At 44.0% G+C, this 24494-nt stretch carries 17 protein-coding genes; 4 read left to right on the forward strand and 13 right to left on the reverse strand.

Annotation, left to right across the window (positions count from 1 at the left end):
• Positions 1 to 42: 42 nt before the first annotated feature.
• Entirely contained in the window at positions 43 to 1383 is a 1341-nt protein-coding gene (locus OCV61_RS14000; protein WP_158422320.1) for an MATE family efflux transporter, read from the reverse strand.
• A gap of 233 nt (positions 1384 to 1616) precedes the next feature.
• Here OCV61_RS14000 and OCV61_RS14005 point away from each other — a divergent pair, with 233 nt between their 5' ends.
• Positions 1617 to 2435, forward strand: a complete 819-nt coding sequence (locus OCV61_RS14005; RefSeq protein WP_158422321.1) for a TrmH family RNA methyltransferase — start codon at positions 1617 to 1619, stop codon at positions 2433 to 2435.
• Between the two features lie 84 nt (positions 2436 to 2519).
• Here OCV61_RS14005 and OCV61_RS14010 read toward each other — a convergent pair whose 3' ends face one another.
• From OCV61_RS14010 to ftsH, 4 genes are all read right to left on the reverse strand, one after another.
• Positions 2520 to 3464 carry an ROK family glucokinase gene (locus OCV61_RS14010; protein WP_158422322.1) on the reverse strand — a complete coding sequence of 315 codons (945 nt, stop codon included), beginning with the start codon at positions 3462 to 3464 and terminating at the stop codon, positions 2520 to 2522.
• A gap of 56 nt (positions 3465 to 3520) precedes the next feature.
• Positions 3521 to 4453, reverse strand: coding sequence for an HPr(Ser) kinase/phosphatase (gene hprK / locus OCV61_RS14015; RefSeq protein ID WP_158422323.1), 933 nt, complete (start codon positions 4451 to 4453; stop codon positions 3521 to 3523).
• 59 nt (positions 4454 to 4512) lie between these two features.
• Positions 4513 to 6372: an excinuclease ABC subunit UvrC gene (uvrC, locus tag OCV61_RS14020; RefSeq protein ID WP_158422342.1), complete on the reverse strand. Its 1860-nt coding sequence runs from the start codon at positions 6370 to 6372 to the stop codon at positions 4513 to 4515.
• Between the two features lie 200 nt (positions 6373 to 6572).
• The gene (ftsH, locus tag OCV61_RS14025) at positions 6573 to 8588 is read right to left on the reverse strand and encodes an ATP-dependent zinc metalloprotease FtsH (protein ID WP_158422324.1); all 2016 of its coding nucleotides are present in this window, start codon (positions 8586 to 8588) and stop codon (positions 6573 to 6575) included.
• Positions 8589 to 8779: 191 nt separating this feature from the next.
• On the opposite strand from ftsH, the gene OCV61_RS14030 reads away from it, so the two are divergent.
• On the forward strand, positions 8780 to 10258 hold the full coding sequence (locus OCV61_RS14030) for a DUF1846 domain-containing protein (protein ID WP_158422325.1): 1479 nt from the start codon (positions 8780 to 8782) through the stop codon (positions 10256 to 10258).
• 66 nt (positions 10259 to 10324) lie between these two features.
• Here OCV61_RS14030 and galE read toward each other — a convergent pair whose 3' ends face one another.
• From galE to OCV61_RS14065, 7 genes are all read right to left on the reverse strand, one after another.
• The gene (gene galE / locus OCV61_RS14035; RefSeq protein WP_158422326.1) at positions 10325 to 11341 is read right to left on the reverse strand and encodes a UDP-glucose 4-epimerase GalE; all 1017 of its coding nucleotides are present in this window, start codon (positions 11339 to 11341) and stop codon (positions 10325 to 10327) included.
• 181 nt (positions 11342 to 11522) lie between these two features.
• On the reverse strand, positions 11523 to 12446 hold the full coding sequence (locus OCV61_RS14040; RefSeq protein ID WP_158422327.1) for a sugar phosphate nucleotidyltransferase: 924 nt from the start codon (positions 12444 to 12446) through the stop codon (positions 11523 to 11525).
• A 203-nt stretch (positions 12447 to 12649) separates the two neighbouring features.
• On the reverse strand, positions 12650 to 13993 hold the full coding sequence (locus OCV61_RS14045; protein ID WP_158422328.1) for a sensor histidine kinase: 1344 nt from the start codon (positions 13991 to 13993) through the stop codon (positions 12650 to 12652).
• Positions 13994 to 14011: 18 nt separating this feature from the next.
• On the reverse strand, positions 14012 to 14692 hold the full coding sequence (locus tag OCV61_RS14050; RefSeq protein WP_158422329.1) for a winged helix-turn-helix domain-containing protein: 681 nt from the start codon (positions 14690 to 14692) through the stop codon (positions 14012 to 14014).
• Between the two features lie 18 nt (positions 14693 to 14710).
• Positions 14711 to 16480, reverse strand: a complete 1770-nt coding sequence (locus tag OCV61_RS14055; RefSeq protein ID WP_158422330.1) for a Na/Pi cotransporter family protein — start codon at positions 16478 to 16480, stop codon at positions 14711 to 14713.
• Positions 16481 to 16721: 241 nt separating this feature from the next.
• Positions 16722 to 17222, reverse strand: a complete 501-nt coding sequence (greA, locus tag OCV61_RS14060) for a transcription elongation factor GreA (protein WP_158422331.1) — start codon at positions 17220 to 17222, stop codon at positions 16722 to 16724.
• 17 nt (positions 17223 to 17239) lie between these two features.
• A complete protein-coding gene (locus OCV61_RS14065; RefSeq protein WP_158422332.1) occupies positions 17240 to 19972 on the reverse strand; it encodes a translation factor GTPase family protein in 2733 nt (910 codons plus the stop codon).
• Between the two features lie 318 nt (positions 19973 to 20290).
• Between OCV61_RS14065 and OCV61_RS14070 the strand changes: the two genes are divergently transcribed.
• On the forward strand, positions 20291 to 21520 hold the full coding sequence (locus OCV61_RS14070; protein WP_158422333.1) for an iron-containing alcohol dehydrogenase: 1230 nt from the start codon (positions 20291 to 20293) through the stop codon (positions 21518 to 21520).
• Positions 21517 to 22896, forward strand: coding sequence for an aldehyde dehydrogenase (locus tag OCV61_RS14075; protein WP_158422334.1), 1380 nt, complete (start codon positions 21517 to 21519; stop codon positions 22894 to 22896). Before OCV61_RS14070 ends, OCV61_RS14075 begins: the two co-directional genes overlap by 4 nt.
• A gap of 45 nt (positions 22897 to 22941) precedes the next feature.
• On the opposite strand, the gene OCV61_RS14080 is transcribed toward OCV61_RS14075, so the two are convergent.
• On the reverse strand, positions 22942 to 24327 hold the full coding sequence (locus tag OCV61_RS14080; RefSeq protein WP_158422335.1) for a sodium-dependent transporter: 1386 nt from the start codon (positions 24325 to 24327) through the stop codon (positions 22942 to 22944).
• Positions 24328 to 24494 lie beyond the last annotated feature (167 nt).

Here is a 24494-nt window from a genome sequence, read left to right on the forward strand (position 1 = left end):
TTTCCTTGCATGGGATCTTTTTTTATAAGAAATTGTATTGCCTTAATGATATTTATGCATCCGTACATAATAGCTGATGCATAGGATCACAGTGGCTCCGCTCCATGCTGTAACTTCCGCAAAGAAAACACCGTCCCTTCCAATAAAATAAGGAAGAATCAGTGCAGCACTGATACGCATTGCAAATTCAGTCATACCACTTACCATAGGCATTAACGTATCTCCCAGTCCCTGAAGCGCAGATCTGTATACATACAGGAAGTACAAAACCCAAAGCATGGCAGCCATAATAGAAAGGTATTTAAAAGCAATTGCCAATACTTCCTGTGTCTGCTGTGGTTCACCTGAGATGAAAAGTGAAAGAATACTTTTTCCAAAGAAAAACATGGCAGCGGAAATGATCAGTGATGTAAGCAGGGAAAGCAGCATACTGCAGCGGACACCTTTCCGGATCCTGTCGATCCTTCCGGCTCCCAGATTCTGACCCACATAAGTAACGATGGCATATCCATAGGAAATAGCTGCCATTTCCAGCAGACCATAAAGCTTGTTTGTAGCTGTAAATCCAGCCACAAAAAGGAAACCGTAACTATTGATCACATACTGGACTGCCAGACCGCCTAAACCGATGATAACATTCTGGAATACAACAGGAATACCAAGCTTCATCAGACATGCGTTCATACCGGAGGCAGGCATAAAATCTGCTCTGGACAGATGGACAATATCAATTTTGCGTAAAATCAGAAAACAATAAACAGCAGAAAAGCTTTGTGCGATCACAGTTGCGATTGCTGCTCCTGCAACACCCCATCCAAAGCCTGCCACAAACAGGATGTCCAGTACGACATTCAGTACAGATGCAATGATCATTGCAGTCAGTGGTGTTTTACTGTTTCCCATAGCCCTTAAAGCAGAGGCAAACATATTATAGGCTGAAGCAGCCGGAATTCCGCAGAAAATAATGCGCAGATATAATAATGACATTCCCATAATATTGGAAGGTGTATGCAGCCCTGTTAATACCAGTGAAGCAAAGGACTGGCTGAAAATGAATACTCCCACTGCACTGAATGCAGTCAGTCGATAACTGTGTGCCAAAGATTTGCGCAGATTTTCATAATCCTTTGCCCCGTAATACTGCGAGAGTTGAATGGAAAAGCCCTGGGTGAGTCCGGTAGATACACCTGTGACAACCCACATCAAAAAGTCAACAGCACCCAACGCGGCAAGAGCCTCCACGCCTGCAACCTGTCCAACGATCATGGTATCCACCATAGTATAAAGCTGCTGACAGATATTCCCCAGCATCAGGGGAATTGCAAAAAAAATGAGCAACCGTCCCGGCGAACCGGAGGTCATATCCTGGATCTTGGTTTTCATTAGTATAAAATTTCCTTTCCGGAGCATAGTTAAAAAAGATTAAGAATTTTTTTTCAAATACACTCTGATATTTACAGTGATAATTTTAACATCATTAATGTGAAAATAAAATATAATATTTATGACTCTGGAACCCATTTGTTTTGATTGAGGCTTTGATTGGAAAAGGATTTCTTGTGCAAATCTCCAAACTGATGTAAAATAAGATTACTCAGTTTGGAGGTCTGATTTTTATGTGGAATGAAATAAAAGATTTCACTGCACCGGAACTGGATGTTTATGCCAGAACATCGGAAGTACAGCTTTTAAGATACTATGAACCAAAATCTGGAATTTTTATTGCAGAAAGTCCGAAAGTGATTGAGCGTGCCTTAAATGCAGGATATCAGCCGATTTCTTTTCTGGTAGAGCACAAAGATCTGATAGGAGAGGCGAGGGAAATTCTGGAACAGTATACAAATGTGCCTGTCTATACTGCGAAATATGAACTATTGGTTAGGCTGACCGGATTTGCTCTTACGCGCGGAATGCTCTGTGCAATGCACAGAAATCCACTGCCATCCATAGAGGAAGTCTGCAGAAACGCCAACCGCATAGCAGTTCTTGAAAATGTTGTAAATCCTACAAATATCGGAGCTATTTTCCGCTCAGCAGCAGCACTCCATATGGATGCAGTACTCTTGACTGGTGGATGCAGTGATCCGCTTTACCGGCGTGCAGCCAGAGTGAGCATGGGCACCGTATTCCAGATCCCCTGGACATACTTTGATAAAAAAAATATATGGCCGCAGGATGGAATGCAGATCCTACAAAAGTTGGGATTCAAAACAGCTGCAATGGCTCTGCGTGACGATTCTGTAGGAATTGATGACAAAGCACTCCGATCAGAAAAAAAATTGGCAGTCATTCTCGGAACTGAGGGCGACGGCCTTACATCACAGACGATTGCAAACAGTGATTATACCGTGAAGATACCAATGTCCCACGGAGTAGATTCCCTGAATGTAGCTGCCGCAAGTGCGGTAGCCTTCTGGGAGCTGGGACACAGATAAAATATGCTCCCTCCTAAGTGACAAGTTGTTATTATTTCACTTGTCCACCTAGAAGGGAGCATATCAATTTCCTGAAAGTCTTTTTTAGTCCTTGATCACCATTCGTGCAGTTCCGTAAATCCCGGCATCATTTCCCAGCGTAGCAAGTACGATCGGTGTATCCTTACATGTTGGGAACGCATACTTCCTGTAATATTTCTGGATACAGTCTATCAGCGGCTGTCCTGCCCTGGAAACTCCTCCGCCGATCACGATGGTCTGTGGATCGATCACACAGCAGAAAATACCAAGCGCCCTGCCCAGTATATCTCCTACTTTTTCCATGATCTGTACAGCCAGTACATCTCCGTCCTTGTATGCATCCAGAACCTGCTTTGCGCTCAGCTTGTCCATATTCTTTCTGAGAACGCTCGGAGCCTGAGTGGAATCAAGTACCCTCTTTGCAACACGGACAATACCGGTTGCTGAAGCATACTGCTCCAGACATCCATGATTACCACAGTTACAGCTTTCTGCTTCCTCGCTGTTCATATTGGCATGTCCCACTTCACCGCCGGCGCCGTGGAAACCAGGTACGATCTTACCATCAACTATAATACCACCGCCAACGCCTGTACCAAGTGTAAGGAGTACTACACTCTTAGCACCCTCTGCAGCACCTTTCCAAGCCTCTCCCAAAGCAGCTACATTGGCATCATTGGCAGCCTTTGCAGGAAGTCCGGTCAATGCACTGATCTCTGCTGCAACAGCCTTAAATCCCCAGTGAAGGTTTACCGCAAGGGGAACCTCGCCGTTCTCATTCACAGGTCCCGGGATCCCGATACCAACACCATCAATATCGCCTTTCTCAATTCCACGTTCTTTGATCTTATCTTCAATAGTCTTTGCTATATCCGAAAGGATCGCAGCTCCTTCATTTTCTGTACGGGTAGGAATCTCCCATTTTTCTACCAGTGTTCCATCAGTAAGAAACAATCCACATTTGACAGATGTTCCTCCCACATCAATACCAAAACAATAAACTCCCATAATCTTATCCTTTCCATTGTCTTTTTTATTTCGTTAATCAAATTAATACCTTATAATCAATTATCCCGTTTCTTCGCTATATTGGCCTGCACACGCTTATACAGTTCTTCTGCAGCATTATAGCCCATCTTCTTCTGTCTGTGGTTGACTGCAGCTGCTTCAACGATCACTGCCAGATTACGGCCCGGACGTATGGGCAGAGAATGGCATACAATCTTATTCCCCAAGTATTCTGTATATTCCTCATGAAGTCCCAGTCGGTCATATTCTTTGTCCTTATCCCACTCTTCCAGACGGATCACCAGGTCTACAGACTGTGTATTCTTAACACTTTCCACACCAAAAAGGGTCTTTACATCAATGATACCGATCCCTCGAAGTTCAATAAAATGCCTGGTAATATCCGGTGCAGAGCCTACCAGGGTTACATCGCTAACCTTACGCAGTTCTACTACATCATCACTTACAAGACGATGACCTCGCTTGATCAATTCCAGTGCAGCCTCACTCTTGCCGATCCCGCTTTCGCCTGTGATCAGAACACCCTCACCATATACATCCACCAACACTCCGTGAATAGAAATGCAGGGAGCAAGCTGTACACCAAGCCAGCGGATGATCTCAGCCATAAAGCTGGAGGTACTTCTCTCTGTTACAAAAGTAGGCACATTATACTTATATGCCAGGTCGATCATATCCTGAGACGGCCTTGTCATGGTACTAAATACAACACAGGGAATCTTGCTGGAAATAAAGCGCTCATACTTGAACTGTCTCTCTTCATCATTCAGCTGCATCAAATAGGTATACTCTACATATCCGATAATCTGCACCCGCTCATTTGCAAAATGCTCCAGGTATCCTGTAAGCTGAAGAGCAGGACGGTTAATCTCAGCTGTTTTAATATAAATATCTGTAAAATCAATATCTGGCGTCAGATTTGTCAGATTCAGCTCCTGAGCCATTTTTGTCAACTGCACACCTTTCATGGTCTATCTCCTCGCTTTTAGAAATATTCGCTCTTATTATAACACGCGTTGAAAATAATTTATATATTTTTTCCTTTTTTGTGAAAAAAATCATAAACCTGGCTGGCACTTTTCATATTCATGGTTTCCGTAGATGCCAATTCTTCCACTGAAGCTTCCTGGATCTTCTCTAGGGACTTAAATTTACGCATCAGGGCCTTTCTTCTGGCATCTCCGATCCCCGGAATATCATCCAACACAGAATGTACCTGCTCCTTGCTTCGCAGGGAACGATGAAATTCGATGGCAAATCTGTGTGCTTCATCCTGGATCCTGGTGATCAGATGAAAACCTTCGCTGCTGGTGTCGATGGGGATCTCCACATTATTGTAATACAGTCCTCTGGTCCTGTGGTTATCATCTTTTACCATACCGCATACCGGAATATCCATCCCCAGATTTTCCAACACCTTCAAAGCGATATTTACCTGTCCTCTTCCACCGTCCATCAGAATCAGATCCGGAAGTCTGGAAAAGCTGTCAAATTCTCCCTTGCTTTCATGGGTAAAACGCCTTGTAAGCACTTCTTCCATGCTGGCATAGTCATTAGGACCCTGCACCCATTTAATCTTAAATTTACGGTAATCTGACCGTTTTGGTCGTCCCTTCTCATAGACCACCATGGAACCAACCGACTCAAAGCCACTGATATTGGAAATATCATAAGCCTCCATACGCACCAGATCTTTCAGGTTCAACCAGTTCTCTACTTCCTTTACAGCTCCAATGGTTCTGCCCTCTTCCCTTTTTATTCGTTCTCTGTCCTTTGCCAGAACCATTCTTGCATTTTCCAGTGCCAATTCCACCAGCTTTTCTTTCGTTCCTTTTACAGGTACACGGATATGCACCTTCTGACCTCTGCGCCCGGACAACCACTCTTCGATCACCTGCCTGTCCTCAATGTCTTTCTGCAGCATGATCTCCCTTGGAATAAAAGGCGTTCCTGCATAAAACTGCTTCAGAAAGCTGGACAATACCTGCTCTGCCTTATCTCCTCTTGCCACCCGCAGAAAGAAGTGATCCCTTCCGATCAGCTTGCCGCTTCGCATGAAAAACACCTGCACTACTGCATCCTGTTCTCTCAGATCAAGGCTTTCATCCATAGAAACTGCAATAATATCTTTGTCCTCTTCTCCGTAAGTTGTAATCTTCTGGCGTTCACCAATCTTACGTATGCTCTGTATCAGATCTCTGTATCCTGCCGCATCCTCAAACCGCATTTCTTCTGATGCCGTCTCCATTTTATGGGTAAGCTGCTGGATTGTTTCCTGAAAATCCCCATTCAGAAACTTCAGTACCTGATCAATATTCTTTTTATACTCCTGCTGGCTTACATTGCCCTGACAGGGTGCCATACATTGCTCCATATGATAATACAGGCAGGGACGATCATTATAATTTTCTTTAGGAATGTTTCTGTTACAGGAACGCACCTTATACAGCTTTCTTACAAGCTCGATCACATCTTTTACAGCCCCTGCACTTGTATAGGGGCCAAAATATCTTGCCTTATCCTTTTTCATGGTTCTGGAAAACAGAACTCTCGGATAGGGTTCCTGAACGGTTACTTTAATAAAAGGATATGTTTTATCATCCTTCAGCATTGTATTATATTTAGGTCTGTGTTCCTTGATCAGATTACATTCCAGTACAAGGGCTTCCAGCTCTGAGTCTGTGATAATATACTCAAACCTGGTAATGTGTGTCACCATCTGCTCGATCTTTGCCCCTTTATTCCTGCTGCTCTGAAAATACTGGCGCACTCTGTTTTTCAGGCTGACCGCCTTTCCAACATAAATGATCTCATCCTTTTCCCCATGCATAATATAAACGCCAGGCTTTCCAGGCAATTTTTTCAGTTCCTCTTCGATCAAAAACATATTATGGATCCTTTCGCCTTCATCAAGAATGCCTCGGCATTCTTGATGCGAGGTGCGCGTCATGCAATTGCATGACATACTTCTCCTGCGCACCTCTGCAATCCTGCCGGAGGCTATATCAGCTGGGGGATTGACTCCCAGCTGATATAAGAGCCGGGATACCTGCTTCAAGCTGTATTCCCGGCTCCATTTCACATCTGTTATTCTTCTGTTGGCTCTGTCTGAGCAGATACCTCTAAGATCTGGCTCTCTTCCTTATCGGTTTCTGCCTGAGCAGGCTCTTTGTCCTCCAGTTGGTTAAGATCCAGCTCATCCAGATTTTCCGGCACATCCATTCCCTTTTCTACAGCCCGGAAGATCTTCATAAATTCCTTACCGGTAATCGTTTCTTTGCGGATCAGATAATCAGCGATCTTGTCCAATGCTTTCCTGTGTCCGCTCAGCAATGTCTTTGCCTCTTCATAAGAGCGATGCATCAATGCCATCACCTCATGGTCCACTTCTGTAGCAGTGTCATCTCCGCAATTCAGCACAGCACGACCGGTAAGGTACCTGTCCTCCTGTGTGGCAAGTCCCATCAGACCAAACTTCTCGGACATACCATACTGGGTGATCATTGCTCTTGCAACCTTAGTCGCCTGTTCAATATCATTAGATGCTCCTGTAGTCACAGTATCAAAGACAATCTCCTCAGCGGCACGGCCGCCAAGATAGCCTACCAGCATAGCTTCCAGTTCTTTCTTAGTATTCAGGTATTTCTCTTCTTCAGGCACCTGCATAACATATCCAAGTGCTCCCATTGTACGCGGCACAATGGTGATCTTCTGCACAGGCTCTGCGTCTTTTTGCAGAGCACTTACAAGAGCATGCCCTACTTCATGATAAGATACGATCTTGCGCTCCTGCGGACTCAAAATGCGGTCTTTCTTTTCTTTTCCCACAAGAACCACTTCTACAGACTCCAGCAGATCCTTCTGAGATACAGCTTTTCGACCATTCTTAACTGCAAGGATCGCAGCTTCATTTACCATATTGGCAAGGTCAGATCCAACAGCTCCTGAAGTAGCCAATGCAATAGCATCAAAATCAACCGTATCATCCAGCAGTACATTCTTTGCATGTACCTTCAGAATATCTACACGGCCCTTCAGATCCGGCCGGTCTACAATCACTCGGCGGTCAAACCTGCCAGGACGAAGCAGTGCAGGATCCAAAACTTCCGGACGGTTAGTAGCCGCCAGGATCAGCAGCCCTTTAGATGTATCAAAGCCATCCATCTCAGCCAACAGCTGATTCAGTGTCTGCTCACGCTCATCATTGCCTCCGCCATAATGGGAATCCCTGCTTTTTCCGATGGCATCAATCTCATCGATAAATACAATACATGGTGCATTCTTCTTCGCTTCTTCGAAAAGATCCCTTACACGGGAAGCACCTACACCAACAAACATTTCCACAAACTCTGATCCTGACAATGAGAAAAACGGTACATGTGCCTCTCCTGCCACAGCTTTTGCCAGAAGTGTCTTTCCTGTTCCGGGAGGCCCTACAAGGAGTGCTCCTTTGGGAAGCTTAGCGCCAATCTCTGTATATTTCCCTGGATTATGAAGAAAATCAACTACTTCCTGAAGGGATTCCTTTGCCTCATCCTGTCCAGCAACATCTTTAAAAGTAATCCCTGTTTCTTTCTGTACATAAGCCTTGGCTCTGCTTTTGCCCACTCCCATCATACCGCCGCCTTTATTCATACGGCGCATAAAGAACATCAAAAGCACAAATAAAAGCAGTGTAGGAAGAAGCACAGAAAGCATCATAGACATAAATTCGCCAAATGCATCCGGCGGTTCAGACTTGAAAATAATACCTGTACCCTCCAGGCGCTTAGTAAGAGCTGTCTCATCCTCTACCTGATTCGTATAATAGGTAATCTCTGAATAGGGACTTGTCTGCTTCTTCGGCACAATCGTCAATGTATCAGACTGAAGGGTAACTTCCTTAACCTGATCCTTTTCCACCATATCAATAAATTTGTCATATGTGATCTCGCTGGAATGATCCTGAAGCATATTGGTAAAAAGACTTAAGCATACCAATGTAACTAAAAGACAGATCAGAAAAGCCAGAATTGACTGATGATTTTTATTGGGTCCCTGCTTCCTGGGATCCCTGTTATCAGGACGCTTGCCATTGGGGTTATTGTCCAAATTATTATTCATTTTGTTCCTCCTCTTGTATCCTTTTTATTATAAAGAGAAATCCAGGATAAATCAACTGCCAGATTATGAAAATACTCTGATTTTTTCTCTCATCTTTTTTCACAAAAAACTAAAAATACTTTCACACAAGCAGGAAATTCTGTAGTATACTGATAGAATGATTCTTATAGATGATGGAGAGGAAATGACAAATGAAAATCGGCTTTGATAATGAAAAATATCTTACAATGCAGTCCGAACATATCCGGGAACGTATTGGCAAATTCGGAAACAAACTATACCTTGAATTCGGTGGTAAGCTTTTTGATGATTATCATGCTTCCAGAGTTCTTCCAGGATTCGAGCCTGACAGCAAGCTCAGGATGCTGATGCAGCTCTCTGATCAGGCAGAGATCGTTATCGTCATCAGTGCTGCCGATATTGACAAGAATAAAGTCCGTGGTGATCTTGGCATCACTTATGATGTGGATGTTCTCCGTCTAATCGATGCATTCACAAGCAGAGGCCTGTATGTAGGAAGTGTATGCATTACCCGCTACGCAGGACAGGAGAGTGCAAACGCATTCAAAAAACGTCTGGAGAAAATGGGGATCCCTGTTTATCTTCATTATTCAATCCCAGGCTACCCAAGTAATACAGCATTGATCGTCAGCGATGACGGTTATGGCAAGAACGATTATATCAAGACAAGCAGACCACTGGTGGTGATCACTGCTCCTGGACCCGGAAGCGGTAAAATGGCTACCTGCCTTTCTCAGCTTTACCATGAATACAAACGTGGTGTTGCTGCCGGTTACGCAAAGTTCGAGACTTTCCCAATCTGGAATATTCCTTTGAAGCATCCGGTTAACTTAGCCTATGAAGCAGCTACCGCTGACTTAAATGATGTAAATATGATCGACCCATTCCACCTGGAAGCTTATGGACAGACTACAGTCAACTATAATCGTGATGTGGAGATCTTTCCGGTTCTTCAGGCTATGTTCGAGAAGATCATTGGCAAATGCCCTTACAAATCCCCTACGGATATGGGAGTAAATATGGCAGGCAACTGTATTATTGACGACGAAGTCTGCCAAGAGGCCTCCAGACAAGAAATCATCCGTCGTTACTATAAGAGCATGCAGGCCCTAGTTTCCGGCACTGGTAAGGAGGATGAAGTTTATAAGATCGAACTTCTCCTGAAACAGGCGCACGCTTCCCTTGAAGACCGCACGGTAGTACCTGCCAGCCTGAAACGCGAACAGGAGACTGGTGGTCCGGCTGCTGCCATGGAGCTGGAAGACGGCAGGATCATTACAGGCAAGACTTCCGACCTGCTTGGTGCTTCTTCTGCTCTGCTTTTAAATGTACTAAAAGAGCTGGCTGGCATTGATCACGAAAAGCATGTGATCTCCCCAGATGCCATCCGCCCCATTCAGGTATTAAAAACAAATTATCTTGGCAGCAAGAATCCCCGTCTGCATATGGACGAGACTATGATTGCATTATCCATCAGTGCTGCTACCAATCCGGATGCCAGGCTTGCCCTTGAACAGCTTCCCAAGCTTTCCGGATGCCAGGCGCATACTTCTGTAATGCTGTCTTCTGTAGATATTGAAGCTTTCCGCAAGCTGGGCATTGCACTTACCTGTGAACCCAAATTTGAGAAAGAAAAGAAATACCAGTAAGCGGTTTTCTGGTTTTTGCAAAAAAACACCGGTCAATTTCTGACCGGTGCTTTTTATGTCAATATCTTAATCTTCGTATCCGTTAGGATTATTGGACTGCCATCTCCAGGAGTCTTCACACATCTCCCTGATTCCATTTTCAGCTTCCCAGCCAAGTTCTTCCTTTGCCTTGGTTGCATCTGAATAACATGTTGCAATATCTCCAGGACGTCTTGGAGTGATCACATATGGGATCTTTACGCCTGTAGCAGCCTCAAAGTTCTTTACAATGTCAAGAACGCTGTAGCCTTTTCCTGTACCAAGATTATAAATACTCAGACCGGAATTGTCTTCCAGCTTCTTCAGTGCTTTCACATGACCCTTTGCAAGATCTACTACATGAATATAATCTCTCACTCCAGTCCCATCTGGAGTATCATAATCGTTTCCGAATACTCTCAGTTCTTTCAATTTTCCAACAGCAACCTGTGTAATGTAAGGCATCAGATTGTTGGGGATGCCATTGGGATTCTCACCGATGGTGCCGCTCTTATGGGCTCCGATAGGATTAAAGTACCGGAGAAGAACTACATTCCACTGTGGATCTGCTTTCTGGATATCTGTCAGGATCTGCTCCAGCATTGACTTTGTCCAGCCATATGGATTGGTGCACTGTCCTTTTGGGCATTCCTCAGTGATGGGGATCTGAGCTGGATCTCCATAAACAGTTGCAGAGGAGGAAAAGATGATATTCTTTGCATCATGCTTTCTCATCACATCCAGAAGTGTAAGAGTCCCTGAAATATTATTCTCATAATACTCCCACGGCTTAGCAACTGACTCTCCAACAGCTTTCAGTCCGGCAAAATGGATACAGGAATCAATATCCTCTTTGTTAAAAATCTCCTCCAGAGCATTCCTGTCACGAATATCTGCCTCATAAAATTTCACCGGCTTACCGGTAATCTTCTCTACACGTTTCAGAGATTTCTCACTGGCATTGCTTAAATTATCAAGTACAACTACATCATATCCTGCATTCTGCAGTTCAACAACTGTATGACTTCCAATGTAACCTGCACCACCTGTAACTAAAATAGCCATAATTACCTCCTTTATTATACTACCTCTTTTGCATTATGTATCTGGTGTGGACATGCCACACAGAATATACCAAATGCCCCAATTAACTGTCCTTTTGTATATTCCTGACACATCATACCACTATTTATATGTATCTACAATGTTTTTTACATGAATATTACATAATAACCGTACCAAAAGATCATTTCCACAAATGTGCCGGATATACACCCTGATCTTTCAAGTTCTGTATCGCAGCCATTACCATAGGCTTATCCTCTTTGTAAGTCACACCAAACCATTTGTCCTGAGACTTTTCTACTGCAACAGTAGCACGTCCTTCTTTTAAAAGCTCATCTACCACAAATGGCAGGAAGTATTCGCACTTCAAAGGATTTTTCTTAAGATTTTCTTCAAGAAAAGCTGAAAATCGGCTTTGTAATTCCCCAAGAATGCTCTCCGAAAATCCCCACATATTCATGGATACAGTGGCATCACCAGAAATAGGGATCCAGGTCTTCCCTTCATCCTCTGTATATGCGGCCCCATTCCCTCTTTTTTCAATATGGGTACGCTCATGAATATCTGCCAGATAACCCTGTGCATCCATCTCGCATACACCTCTTGCCACATGTCCATTATCCGTCAGTGTATTTTCCAGTCTGTAGCCAACCATCATATACCTGTATATACCCTCTTCATCCTGATGGGTTGTAAGATAGTCATATGCCACCTGGAACGCATGGCTTCCATAAAAATCATCAGCATTGATCACTACAAAGGGGCCATCAATCTCACCCATACAGCTCATGATCGCATGTCCAGTTCCCCAGGGCTTTACTCTCCCCTCTGGAACCACATACCCCTCCGGCAGATTCGTCAGTTCCTGAAAAACATAAGAAACCTTGATTTTTTCACTGAGTCTGTCTCCAATGGCAGCTCTGAAATCCTGTTCATTTTCTTTTTTTATAATAAAAACCACTTTTTCAAAGCCAGCTTTTACAGCATCAAAAATAGAAAAGTCCATAATAATATGTCCTTCCTTATCTACCGGATCGATCTGCTTCAATCCGCCGTATCTGCTTCCCATTCCTGCTGCCATTACCACTAATACCGGTTTTTTCATTTTATGCAACCTCCTGCATTTGAAATCATTTTGAAATAGCTGCTCTGATATGCAACGCTTAGATTATACCATATCGCAAAAAAAACTGCCAGATATCAACTTCTAAAGACACTAATCACCATTGCCTGACATCCCCGGTAAAATACAAAACAGCGGTGAAACATTATTCTGTGTTTCGCCGCTGCTCTTTCACTCATATTTGATCACTTATCCTGGGAAAACAAGATTTCCATAGCTGTTCCTTTTCCCAGATCACTGTCCACAGTAACCTTTGCATGATGGATCAATGCTCCGTGTTTCACAATGGAAAGACCAAGCCCTGTACCTCCGGTTTCCCTGGAGTGGCTTTTGTCCACCCGATAAAATCTTTCAAAGATCCGCCCCTGCTCTGCCTTAGGGATCCCAATCCCGTTATCCTCTACTCTGTAAAAAGTCCGGCCTTTTTTCTTGCCTGCGCTTATGTGAACCTGTCCGCCGTCTGGCGTATATCTTACTGCATTATCTGCAATATTATACAACATCTCATACAGGACCTGACGAACTCCCTGCACATAGCAGGATTCCCCTGAAAAGGTAAGCTGGATATGTTTTTTCTCTGCCTGCTGACGCAGATTGCACTGCACATCCTTGGCCAGTTCATACAGATCTACCCTTTCAAATGCCATGCTGCTTTCTCCTTCATCCAGCCTGGACAACTGGATAATATCTGCCACAAGACTGCTTAGCCTGGTGGCTTCATGATAAATCCTTCCGGAAAAATCAGTTACTTTCTCTGCCGGAACCATTCCGTTCATCATCAGCTCCGCATATCCTGAAATAGACATCAGCGGTGTTTTCAGCTCATGAGATACATTAGCAGAAAATTCCTGCCGCATAGCCTGTGCACTTTTCAGTTCTTCCATCTGTTTGGACAGCTGCCTGTTCTGTTCATCCACGCGTACCAGAAGAGGACGCAGTTCTTCATAACACACATTCTTCAGCGGATGCTCCAGATCAAGATTATTGATAGGCTTGATCATCTTATCTGTCTGTTTCTGAACTAATATAAACTCAACAAGGATAATACATACCATCAGAAGTCCAAGTAAAGTAAAGCTGGACATTAAGGTATGGAAAACACTGTCTGTGGTTCTTGCTACACGCAGAACCTTTCCATCAGAAAGCCGAACTGCATAATAGTATGTCTGTTTGGAAAGTGTTTCTGAATAGCGAACGCTCTCACCGGAGCCTTCTTTCATGGCATGGATAAATTCCGGACGGTTGCTATGATTTTCCATTTCTGCAGGATCCGCTTCATTATCCAAAAGTACATTGCCGTCCTTATCTGTCAAGGTGATCCTGCTTGTGGTCATATTTTCAATCTTATCTGTAAAGTCTTCATCTCCAAAGGCTTCGATCCCGGCCTTGATATATTCAGCCTCATTGCGGACTCCGTCCTTCATATTTGAATTGACTTTATTGTACATCACTCCACATGCTGACCCGAACGTAAGAAGAACTGTGAGTACTATAATAAAACTGGTATGGCTTAAAATCTTTTGTTTCATCCCATTTCCCCCTGCTCTTTATTTGTCGATCCTGTAGCCTACCCCTCTCACAGTTTCCACCATATTTCCTGCTTCTCCCAGTTTCTGCCGCAAACTTCGCACATGTACATCCACAGTCCTGGTCTCTCCCTCGAATTCATATCCCCAAACCTGACACAGGATCTGATTTCTGGACATTACAAGTCCCCGGTTTTCCACAAGATATACCAGCAGTTCAAATTCTTTTCTGGTAAGCTCGATCTTTTCATCCTTACAGAATACTTCATGTCGTCCCACAAGAATACGCAGATCTCCACATTTCAGTTCTTTGTCTGTATTACTGTTCCTGTTGGTACGACGAAGCACAGCCTTGATCCTGGCTACAAACTCCATCATCCCAAAAGGCTTGGTAATATAATCGTCAGCGCCGGCTTCCAGTCCCTTTACCTTGTCATATTCAGCATCCTTGGCGGTTACCATGATGATAGGAATGTCCCTGGTGTTTTCATCCTTTTTCAGCTTTTCCAGAATAGAATACCCATCCTCTCCGGGAAGCATCAGATCCAGAAGGATCATGTCCGGTATCTGTTCTTTTAATGCTGTCCGCAGACCTTTCCCGTCAGCAAAGCCTTTGGCCTTAAAACCGGTTGCCTCCAGCGTATATACAAGAAGCTCCCGGATATTACTTTCGTCTTCAACGCAATAGATCCACTTATCCATATATTTTGCTCCACTTCTTTACGGAAGTACATACTTTGACCTGTCAGTTTCAACTTCCCTGTAAAAATTCTCATCCGGACTGTTTTTGATCATATCAAGATGGCTGTGGGTATCAAAAAGATTCTCCCTAACCTGGGTCACACACACGCCAATATTGGAACAATGATCTGCTACACGCTCCAGACCTGTATTAATATCAGACAGGATAAATCCCATCTCAATGGTACATTCCCCTGCACGCAGCCTGTCCACATGCCGGTTCTTCAGTTCGCGGCACAGCTCATCAACCACCTCTTCCAAAGGTTCCACAGCAGCTGCAAGCCCCATATTTCTCTGTGCAAAAGCCTGATAAGCCATTTCCACAATATCATTTACAGCTTTTTCCAGTACATGCAGCTCTGCCAGGGCTTTCTGTGAAAAATGCAGTTTTTTCTGATGCATTTCCTCTGCCGCATCCTTGATCTCCACCGCATGGTCTGAAATCCTTTCAAAATCGCCGATACAGTGAAGCATGATAGAAAGACTCTGGCTGTCTTCCAGGGTAAGATTTTTATGGTTCAGATTTACCAGATATGTACCAAGTTCATCCTCATACCGGTCTACCTTGGACTCGATCTTCTGAACCTGTAAAGCCTTTTCTTCACTGTAATCATCAATCAATGTTAATGCGATCTTCAGAGCCTGTTTTGCCTCCTGTGCCATATTTCTGGCCGCATTACGGCTCTGCTCAATAGCAAGGGCAGGTGTTTCCAGGAAACGGGTATCCAGGATCTTAAACTCCTTATCCTCCGGAGAAACCACTTCTTCTGTTCCCTTGTCCCGTACTGTAAGACAGGCAAGCTTCACCAGAAGCTTGGAGAACGGGAGCAAAAGAATGGTAACTGAAATATTAAACGCACTGTGGATCACAGCAATTCCTGCAGGGGTTGCTGCTTCTGTTAAAAACGTAAAATGAACAGCCGTATTTACGGTATAGAATACAACCATAAAAACAATGGTACCTATAATATTAAAATACAGATGCACCATAGCTGCACGTTTTGCATTCTTATTTGCACCAATCGCAGATAAAAGAGCTGTGATACAGGTACCGATATTCTGTCCCATAATGATCGGGATCGCTGCACTGTAAGGTACGGCTCCTGTAATACATAAAGCCTGTAAAATACCTACTGATGCAGAAGACGACTGGATAACAGCAGTAAGCACTGTACCTGCCAGCACACCTAAAACAGGTATGGAAAACTTCAGAAGGATCCCTGTAAATTCAGGAACTTCCGCCAGAGGCTTAACAGCCCCGCTCATGGTTTCCATTCCAAACATCAGCACGGAAAATCCAATCAGGATAGTACCGATATCCTTCTTCTTGGCATCCTTTAAAAACATCAGGAAAACCACACCTATAAGGGCAAGCACCGGTGCAAAAGACGTAGGTTTCAAAAGCTGAATAAAGAAATTACTGCTTTGAATGCCTGCAAGGCTTAAGATCCAGGACGTAACAGTGGTACCGATATTGGCTCCCATGATCACGCCTACAGCCTGAGAAAGCTGCATAATACCGGAATTGACAAATCCTACAACCATAACCGTTGTTGCCGATGATGACTGTATCACACCTGTAACAGCTGCGCCAAGCAGCACTGCTTTAACAGGACTTGATGTAAGGTTCTCCAGAATCTTCTCAAGCTTACCTCCGGATACCTTTTCAAGTCCATCGCCCATTACGTTCATTCCATAAAGGAACATGGCAAGACCGCCTAAAAGAGTTAATACGCTGAAAAAGTCCATTTTTTTCTCCTATCCCCATAGTCGTAAAATATATGTAACCTTGTGCCTTTTGTACCTTGGCACTATCATTGATTGTAAGAAAAGCGTGTAAACTTCTCCTCAGGGATATGTAAAATCTTTGTAAAATTATTTATAAGATGATACCAAAGTAGGATTGTGGGAGTGCATAGCACGAAACAATCCGTAGGTATCATAGCCAGGGTCAAAATGGATTTTAAAGCGTATCAAAGGATTCCAAACATCAGAATCCCCGTATTTCTTCATCCTCTGTATGAGTCTTATCTATGGAACGGATCTCCAGAAAATAGCTGTAGCTGTCATTCACCTTCACTTCTACCCGGTCACCTACCTTATGCCCTTTTAATGCCTTACCGATGGGCGACTCAATACTGATACGGTTCTCCATAGAATTGCCGCGAATAGAAGTGACCAGTTTATATTTCTCTGTTTCATCATCTTCTTCAAAATATACTTCCACAATGTCATCCATCCCAACTTCATCAGCTTTGGAGCTTTCAGATACAATGGTAGCTGTTTTCAGCATATTCTCCAGATAACGGATACGGCTTTCATTCTGATTCTTATGCTTCTTTGCCGCATAGTACTCAAAATTCTCACTTAAATCGCCCTGGGCCCGTGCTTCCTTTACTGCCTCAATAGCTTCCTTACGGATCACCAGCTTCCTGTGCTCAATCTCCTGCTGTATCTTCTCCACATCCTGCTTTGTAAGTTTTTCCCTCATGTTACTGCCTCCCGATTTCATTTTTCTTTATCATTTCCCAGGCGTACCTGCTCCACATAATCTGCCAGTTCCTGAGATACATTGTCAAAAAGATAACTGCGGCTGCTCTGCCTGTGCTGATGCCACTCCTGCCGGAGAAGTTCTTCTGAATCCTGAATTTCCTTTTGCAGGCCCTTTGCTGACATCCTTTGGGCTCCCTGCCCCAGGATAATGATCTGCTCCAGACCATCAGAAGTAGCCACTGTTACTTTATGCTGTCGCCCGATCTTATGCACCGTCTTCTCAATATACTGATCTGCTGTTTCTGCTTCCTTTGTATAAACCACATAAATATTATGATATTTCAGGGTTTCTTCCCGATGGCCTTCCACCTTGTAAGCATCAAATACAAGGATCAGATTACAGTTCTTGATTCCCTGATAATTACTGAGCACATCCATTAACCTGGTCTGGGCTGCATGGATATTCACTGCTGCCAGCTCCTTCAGGTCTTCCCAGGCAAAAATAATGTTATAACCGTCAACCAGCAGATACTCTTCCTGATGTGTTTTTTTCTTCTTTGGCACATAACCGGTGCCATCCGTATCTGCCCGGACTACCGAGCGAAAGCCTGCCCCTCTGTCCTTTTTTACCGGACCAAAGGTTCTTTCAAAAATGGCCTGCAGTTCCTTTTCATCCTCATAGCTTCCCACATAACTTTTTGAAGAATGCCCGGACGGATAAGATGAAATGGAAATGTTTTCCTCATTTTCTTCTGCTTCTTTTGACAGCTGGCTTTCCACATGCATGTATTCTTCCACCTGATACCAGGGAACCAGAAAACCGGCACCATGTGCACAGAATACAGAGCCTGTAGGATTATCCAGATCCCTTTCAGAATCATATCCTGTCTCTGCCACGATCTTTTCCTGATCCTGGCAAGGTTCATAGCCCTTTAAGGCACAGAACAGACGTCCCCGCCCCCTTGTATAAGAAAGAACCTCTCTCTGATAATCCCGCATGGCCTTTACAGGGGCATAGCCTTTCAGTACTGCCATGTCTCCTTCTGTTTCCGGTGCTCCGAAAGTCCCCTGCATTTTCTGGAAATCAGCCATGGCCCGGCCGATATTCTCTGCCGGTACCTCCAGGCGTACCTCATAATATGGCTCCAGTAAAATACTTTTTGCCTTTTTAAGTCCCTGACGCACAGCCCGGTAAGTTGCCTGGCGGAAATCTCCTCCTTCTGTATGCTTCTGGTGTGCACGGCCGGTCAGCAAAGTGATCTGCATATCTGTAATAGGTGCGCCGGTAAGTACCCCAGGATGCTCCCGTTCCTCCAGATGGGTAAGGATCAGCCTCTGCCAGTTCTTATCCAACACATCCTCGCTGCAGGCAGTGAAAAACTGCAAGCCGCTCCCCCGCTCTCCAGGTTCCAGCAGAAGATGCACCTCTGCATAATGACGTAAAGGCTCAAAATGCCCCACCCCTTCCACAGGCTGTGCAATGGTTTCTTTATATACAATATTCCCTGTTCCGAATTCCACAGCAACATGAAAACGATCCCAGATCAGCTTCTTCAGGATCTCTGTCTGTACCTCTCCCATCAGCATGGCATGGATCTCACCTAACTGCTCATTCCACACAATATGAAGCTGTGGTTCTTCTTCTTCCAGTTCTTTCAACTTTTTCAGCATCAGATGAACATCTGTCCCCTCCGGAAGCTGGATCTGATAATTCAATACAGGCTCAAGGACCGGCATTTGTGACTCTGCCTCACATCCTAATCCTTCTCCCGGATAGGTTCTTGTCAGTCCTGTCACAGCGCACACTGTACCTGCCTCTGCTTCTTTTACAAGTTCATACTTTGCCCCGGAATAGATCCGGATCTGATCAGCCTTTTCTTCCCAAATCTGATCTTCCGGCTGTCTAAAGCCTGCTCTTTGATTGGTAAGATTTTCTTTTACTTTCAGGCTCCCTCCTGTGATCTTCATGTAAGTAAGCCGGTTTCCCTGATCATCCCTGGCGATCTTGTAAACCTTCGCCCCAAAGGTATCACCATATTCCTCCGGCTGCATATAGGTCTGCAATCCATATACAAAATCCTCCAGTCCGGTCATCTTCAGCGCAGATCCAAAATAGCAGGGAAATACCTTTCTTTTTCTGATCAGGCCTAAGATCTCTTCTTTGGAAAGGCTGCCTTCTTCCAGATATTTTTCCAACAGGCTTTCCTCACATACTGCCAGATTTTCCATAAAATCCGTGTTTTCCTGCCCATTTGTAAAATCAATGCAATTTTCGCTTAATCTTTTGCGTACATCAGCCAGGAGAGCTTCTTTGTCTGTTCCTTCCTGATCCATTTTATTGATAAATATAAACACAGGGATTTGATAACGCTCCAGAAGCCGCCACAATGTCTGAGTATGACCCTGCACTCCATCTGCACCACTGATCACAAGAACTGCATAATCCAGTACCTGTAAAGTTCTTTCCATCTCTGCCGAAAAATCCACATGTCCCGGTGTATCAAGAAGCGTTACTTCCAAATCGCCCATTGGAAAAACAGCCTGTTTGGAAAAAATGGTAATGCCCCTCTCCCTTTCCAGATCAAAAGTATCCAGGTATGCATCTCCATGATCTACCCGACCCATTTTCCGTATTTTTCCACACAGATATAAAAGGCTTTCAGACAGCGTGGTTTTCCCTGCATCCACATGAGCCAGCATGGCAATACAAATATGTTTCTTTTTATTATTTTCTGAGGTCTCTCCCATAGGAATGTGCCCCTTTCTCTCTTTTATATTCCTTAAGCTGTCAGTTTTTGTTTCATACCCTGCCAGTTTTTATTCCATACTCTGACAGACTTTATTCCATACCTTGCCAGATATTGTCCCATACCCTGGCAGCTTTTTTTATCATACCACATAATAGATACTTTTTTCCATGTCTTATGAACAAACTCATGCGGAATCAGATCTTACTCCCGGCGCCAAATTGTTTGATTTTCAAATATTTTTCTTTACAACATAAAATCCAATGCTATAATATAGATGTTTTAAACACAAAACTAACATTGAAAGGTTAACCTATCCATGAATAAAGCAAGAAAAATCTACTGCCGCATTTTTCAAAATGCATTTAAATTTGCCCTTCCATTCCTTCCTTACCGTAATCCGGAGATCATTGGAAGTGTAAAAGCTCTGCCTGAGCTTTTTCAGAAAAAAGGAATTGACAACGTGTTGATCATTACAGACCTGGGGATCAGGAAACTCGGCCTTACTGTACGTCTTGAAACAGCACTGAAGCAAAATGGGATTGCTTATTCCATTTATGACAAAACCGTAGCCAATCCTACCACTGACAATGTGGAAGAAGCAGAAAACCTGTGGTACGCAGCCGGATGCCAGGCCATTATCGGATTTGGCGGCGGCTCCAGTATGGACTGTGCCAAAGCAGTAGGCGCACGAATCGCCAAGCCTCACCAATCCCTTGCCCAAATGAAGGGAATCCTGAAAATACACAAAAAGCTGCCGCTTCTGGTTGCAATTCCTACTACAGCAGGAACCGGAAGCGAAACCACATTGGCAGCCGTGATCACAGATGCACAGACAAGACACAAATATGCCATCAATGACTTTCCGCTGATCCCCAGATACGCAGTGCTGGATCCCAAGGTTACATTAAGCCTTCCTCCGTTTATCACCGCAACAACTGGAATGGATGCTCTTACCCATGCTGTGGAAGCATACATCGGCAATTCCACTACTCCTGGCACAAGGAAAAATGCGCTGGATGCAGTAAAGCTGATCTTTGAGAATCTGGATCAGGCCTATGAAAACGGTTCTGACAAGGAAGCCCGCAAAAATATGCTCCGTGCCTCCTATTATGCAGGCTGTGCTTTCACAAAATCCTATGTTGGCTATGTGCACGCAGTTGCACATTCCCTGGGCGGTGAATACAATGTACCTCACGGTCTTGCCAACGCCATCCTGCTTCCATTTGTCCTGGAAGCATACGGCAGCGTGATCAACAAAAAACTGGCAAGACTGGCAATCGCTGTCGGTATCGCTGACAAAAGCACCCCGGAAGCAGAAGCTGCTACTGCCTTCATACAGGCCATCAAGGACATGAAAAAGCGGTTTGACATCGGGGACACTATTCCAGAGATCCGTGAGGAGGATATTCCAAAGCTGGCACATTATGCTGACAAGGAAGCAAACCCTCTGTACCCGGTTCCTGTACTTATGAACGCAAATGAGCTTGAGACGTTCTATTATGACCTTATGGAAAAACCTGATAAAAAAAAGGAGGACACCCTGTGAATCAGACTCAGATCCAGACACTGGTAAATAAACAACGTGATTTTTTTTATACAGGAAAAACTTTAGATATTTCTTACCGGATCCAGGCTCTTCAAAAATTAAAAGCCTGTATTTTGCAAAATGAAAAAGCTATTTCTCAGGCAATCATTTCTGACCTTGGAAAAAGCAGCTTTGAAAGCTATATGTGTGAGACCGGGCTGGTATTAAGTGAAATTTCCTATATGCTAAAACACATCCGCTCCCTTTCCCGGGAAAAGCGGGTACATACACCTCTTGCCCAGTTCCATTCCAGAAGCTATACCAAGCCCTCCCCTTACGGTGTGGTATTAGTGATGAGCCCCTGGAATTATCCATTCCTGCTTTCTATAGATCCTTTAGCAGATGCAATTGCAGCGGGAAATACGGTTATCTTAAAGCCAAGTGCCTACTCTCCTGCCACCAGTGCCCTGATTAAAGAACTGCTTTCCCAATGTTTCCCTGAGGAGTACGTAGCAGTTGTTAATGGAGGCCGGGCAGAAAATACAGCACTTCTTCAGCAGCACTTTGACTATATCTTTTTTACAGGAAGCCAGGCGGTGGGACGTGAAGTGATGCGCCAGGCCTCTGCACACCTTACCCCAGTGACTCTGGAGCTAGGCGGCAAAAGCCCCTGCATTGTAGATGAGACTGCAGATCTGAAGCTTGCAGCAAAACGTATCGTGTTCGGAAAATACCTGAACTGTGGCCAGACCTGCGTAGCTCCTGATTATATTTACTGCCAAGAATCTGTAAAAGACAGATTTATTCAGGAAGTAAAAAAACAGATCACTGCACAGTTTGGAGAAAAGCCTCTGTCAAACCCGGATTATGGAAAGATTATAAACGAAAAGCATTTTAACCGTATCCTGAGTCTGATAGAAGAAAGTAAAGTAGTGTTTGGCGGTACATCTGATCCTAAGTCCTTACAGATTTCGCCTACAGTAATGAATGGTGTAACATTCCAGGATAAGATAATGCAAGAAGAAATCTTCGGACCTGTTATGCCGGTACTTACCTACCAAAATCTGGATGATGTGATCCAGAAAGTAAATGCCATGCCTCATCCTCTTGCACTTTACTTTTTCACAAAGAACAAAGCAGCCGCCAAAAAAATCACTGCCAGCTGCGGCTTTGGCGGCGGATGCATTAACGATACCATCATCCATTTGGCAACCAACGAAATGTCTTTCGGAGGCTTTGGGGAAAGCGGTATGGGTGGTTATCACGGCAAAGAAGGCTTTTGTACCTTCTCCCATTTCAAAAGCATTGTAGATAAAAAAACATGGCTGGATCTGCCAATGAGATACCAGCCATATAAAAAACTGAATAATAAACTGATTCATTTCTTCCTGAAATAATCAATGGATTCATGCTTTACATGCTCACAATCCTTACCTGTATCATTACATGGAAATAATTCCTAATACATTTGCAATAGAGCTTAACAAAATGATGATCAGGCATACCGGTGCAAGGTATTTAATGCAGAAAACATAAAGCTTCTTTCTTTTAAATGCGGAAGAGCTTTCAATCTCCTTAATGATCTTATCAAAACCGATCACCTTTGTTACAAGAATACAGGTAGCCAGTGCTGCCAGAGGCATCATTACAGAATTGGTCATAAAGTCAAAGAAATCAAGGAAGCTCATTCCAAAAATCTTTATGAAATCCAAAAGTCCGTATCCCATAGAGGAAGCAGTACCAAGTACCAGCATGATCACAGCCATCAAAAAACAGCTTTTCCTGCGGCTCCAGTGAAGTTCATCCATAAATGTGGAAACGCTTGTCTCCATCAGGGAAACGGCACTGGTAAGCGCAGCCAGAAGCACCAATACAAAAAACAGGATACCTGCAGCTGTGCCAATACCCATGCTGGCAAAAACCTTTGGCAATGTGATAAACATCAGGGACGGTCCTGCCTGTAGATTACTTGCATCTCCGCCGGAAAATGCAAATACTGCCGGAATGATCATAAGTCCTGCCAGGATAGCAATGGCAGTATCAAAAATTTCCACCTGAGTGGTGGATTTTTCAAGATCCATTTCTTTACGTGTATAGGAACCATATGTGTACAGAATACCCATTGCAATAGACAGGGAATAAAACATCTGTCCCATAGCAGCCACAACAGTCATCCATGAAAAATGGCTGAAATTCGGAATAAGAAAATACTTCACGCCTTCCAGTGCCCCGGGCCTGGTCACAGAATAAACAGTAACGACTACTGCCAGTACAACCAGAACCGGCATCATGATCTTGGACATACGTTCCACGCCATTCTCAACACCACCGAGAATAATGGCAAAAATCAGAATTGCAAAAATAATAAACCAGAACTCTGCCTGCCATGAATCAGAAATGAAATCACCGAAATACCCATCTTGTGCAAGTACCTGTACATCTCCGCGGATGTACTCCACAAGATACTTCACTACCCATCCGCCAATGGTGCTGTAATAAGGCACGATCAGCATAGGAATCACTGCATTCAGCCAGCCGCCTACTTTATTTGCTTTCCCTTTCCCAAAGGCTTCAAAAGCACCAACCGGGCTTTTCCTGGTCATCCTTCCAATAGAAGTCTCTGACATGATCAGTACATAACCAAAGGTAGCTGTAAGAAGAATATAGATCAGCAGAAAGATCCCTCCGCCATATTTTGCCGCCAGATATGGAAAACGCCAGATATTGCCCAATCCTACCGCAGACCCAGCTACTGCAAGCACATAACCGATCCTTCCGGAAAAACTTCCTCTCTGGCGGTCATGCGTCATTTTAACTTGATCGTTCATGGATACACCTCACTTTTTGTTCATTAATGCTAAAACAATCTTGCAACATTATACTTTATTTTAGCATAAATGTCTATTGTTTTTTGAGAAGCATCTATTTCCCATGAACAGCAGCATGGTCAAACTGTCAGCCCTTAAAGGCTCATGTCTGTTGTTTCCGGGTTTTC

Origin of the sequence: Blautia ammoniilytica (genome assembly GCF_025566965.1) — a bacterium.
Classification (GTDB): domain Bacteria; phylum Bacillota; class Clostridia; order Lachnospirales; family Lachnospiraceae; genus Blautia_A; species Blautia_A ammoniilytica.

Bases quoted from the DNA above. Each gene is read 5' to 3' on its own strand.
- OCV61_RS14000 (WP_158422320.1), bottom strand. From the start codon at position 1,383: ATGAAAACCAAGATCCAGGATATGACCTCCGGTTCGCCGGGACGGTTG.
- OCV61_RS14005 (WP_158422321.1), top strand. From the start codon at position 1,617: ATGTGGAATGAAATAAAAGATTTCACTGCACCGGAACTGGATGTTTAT.
- OCV61_RS14010 (WP_158422322.1), bottom strand. From the start codon at position 3,464: ATGGGAGTTTATTGTTTTGGTATTGATGTGGGAGGAACATCTGTCAAA.
- hprK (WP_158422323.1), bottom strand. From the start codon at position 4,453: ATGAAAGGTGTGCAGTTGACAAAAATGGCTCAGGAGCTGAATCTGACA.
- uvrC (WP_158422342.1), bottom strand. From the start codon at position 6,372: ATGTTTTTGATCGAAGAGGAACTGAAAAAATTGCCTGGAAAGCCTGGC.
- ftsH (WP_158422324.1), bottom strand. From the start codon at position 8,588: ATGAATAATAATTTGGACAATAACCCCAATGGCAAGCGTCCTGATAAC.
- OCV61_RS14030 (WP_158422325.1), top strand. From the start codon at position 8,780: ATGAAAATCGGCTTTGATAATGAAAAATATCTTACAATGCAGTCCGAA.
- galE (WP_158422326.1), bottom strand. From the start codon at position 11,341: ATGGCTATTTTAGTTACAGGTGGTGCAGGTTACATTGGAAGTCATACA.
- OCV61_RS14040 (WP_158422327.1), bottom strand. From the start codon at position 12,446: ATGAAAAAACCGGTATTAGTGGTAATGGCAGCAGGAATGGGAAGCAGA.
- OCV61_RS14045 (WP_158422328.1), bottom strand. From the start codon at position 13,993: ATGAAACAAAAGATTTTAAGCCATACCAGTTTTATTATAGTACTCACA.
- OCV61_RS14050 (WP_158422329.1), bottom strand. From the start codon at position 14,692: ATGGATAAGTGGATCTATTGCGTTGAAGACGAAAGTAATATCCGGGAG.
- OCV61_RS14055 (WP_158422330.1), bottom strand. From the start codon at position 16,480: ATGGACTTTTTCAGCGTATTAACTCTTTTAGGCGGTCTTGCCATGTTC.
- greA (WP_158422331.1), bottom strand. From the start codon at position 17,222: ATGAGGGAAAAACTTACAAAGCAGGATGTGGAGAAGATACAGCAGGAG.
- OCV61_RS14065 (WP_158422332.1), bottom strand. From the start codon at position 19,972: ATGGGAGAGACCTCAGAAAATAATAAAAAGAAACATATTTGTATTGCC.
- OCV61_RS14070 (WP_158422333.1), top strand. From the start codon at position 20,291: ATGAATAAAGCAAGAAAAATCTACTGCCGCATTTTTCAAAATGCATTT.
- OCV61_RS14080 (WP_158422335.1), bottom strand. From the start codon at position 24,327: ATGAACGATCAAGTTAAAATGACGCATGACCGCCAGAGAGGAAGTTTT.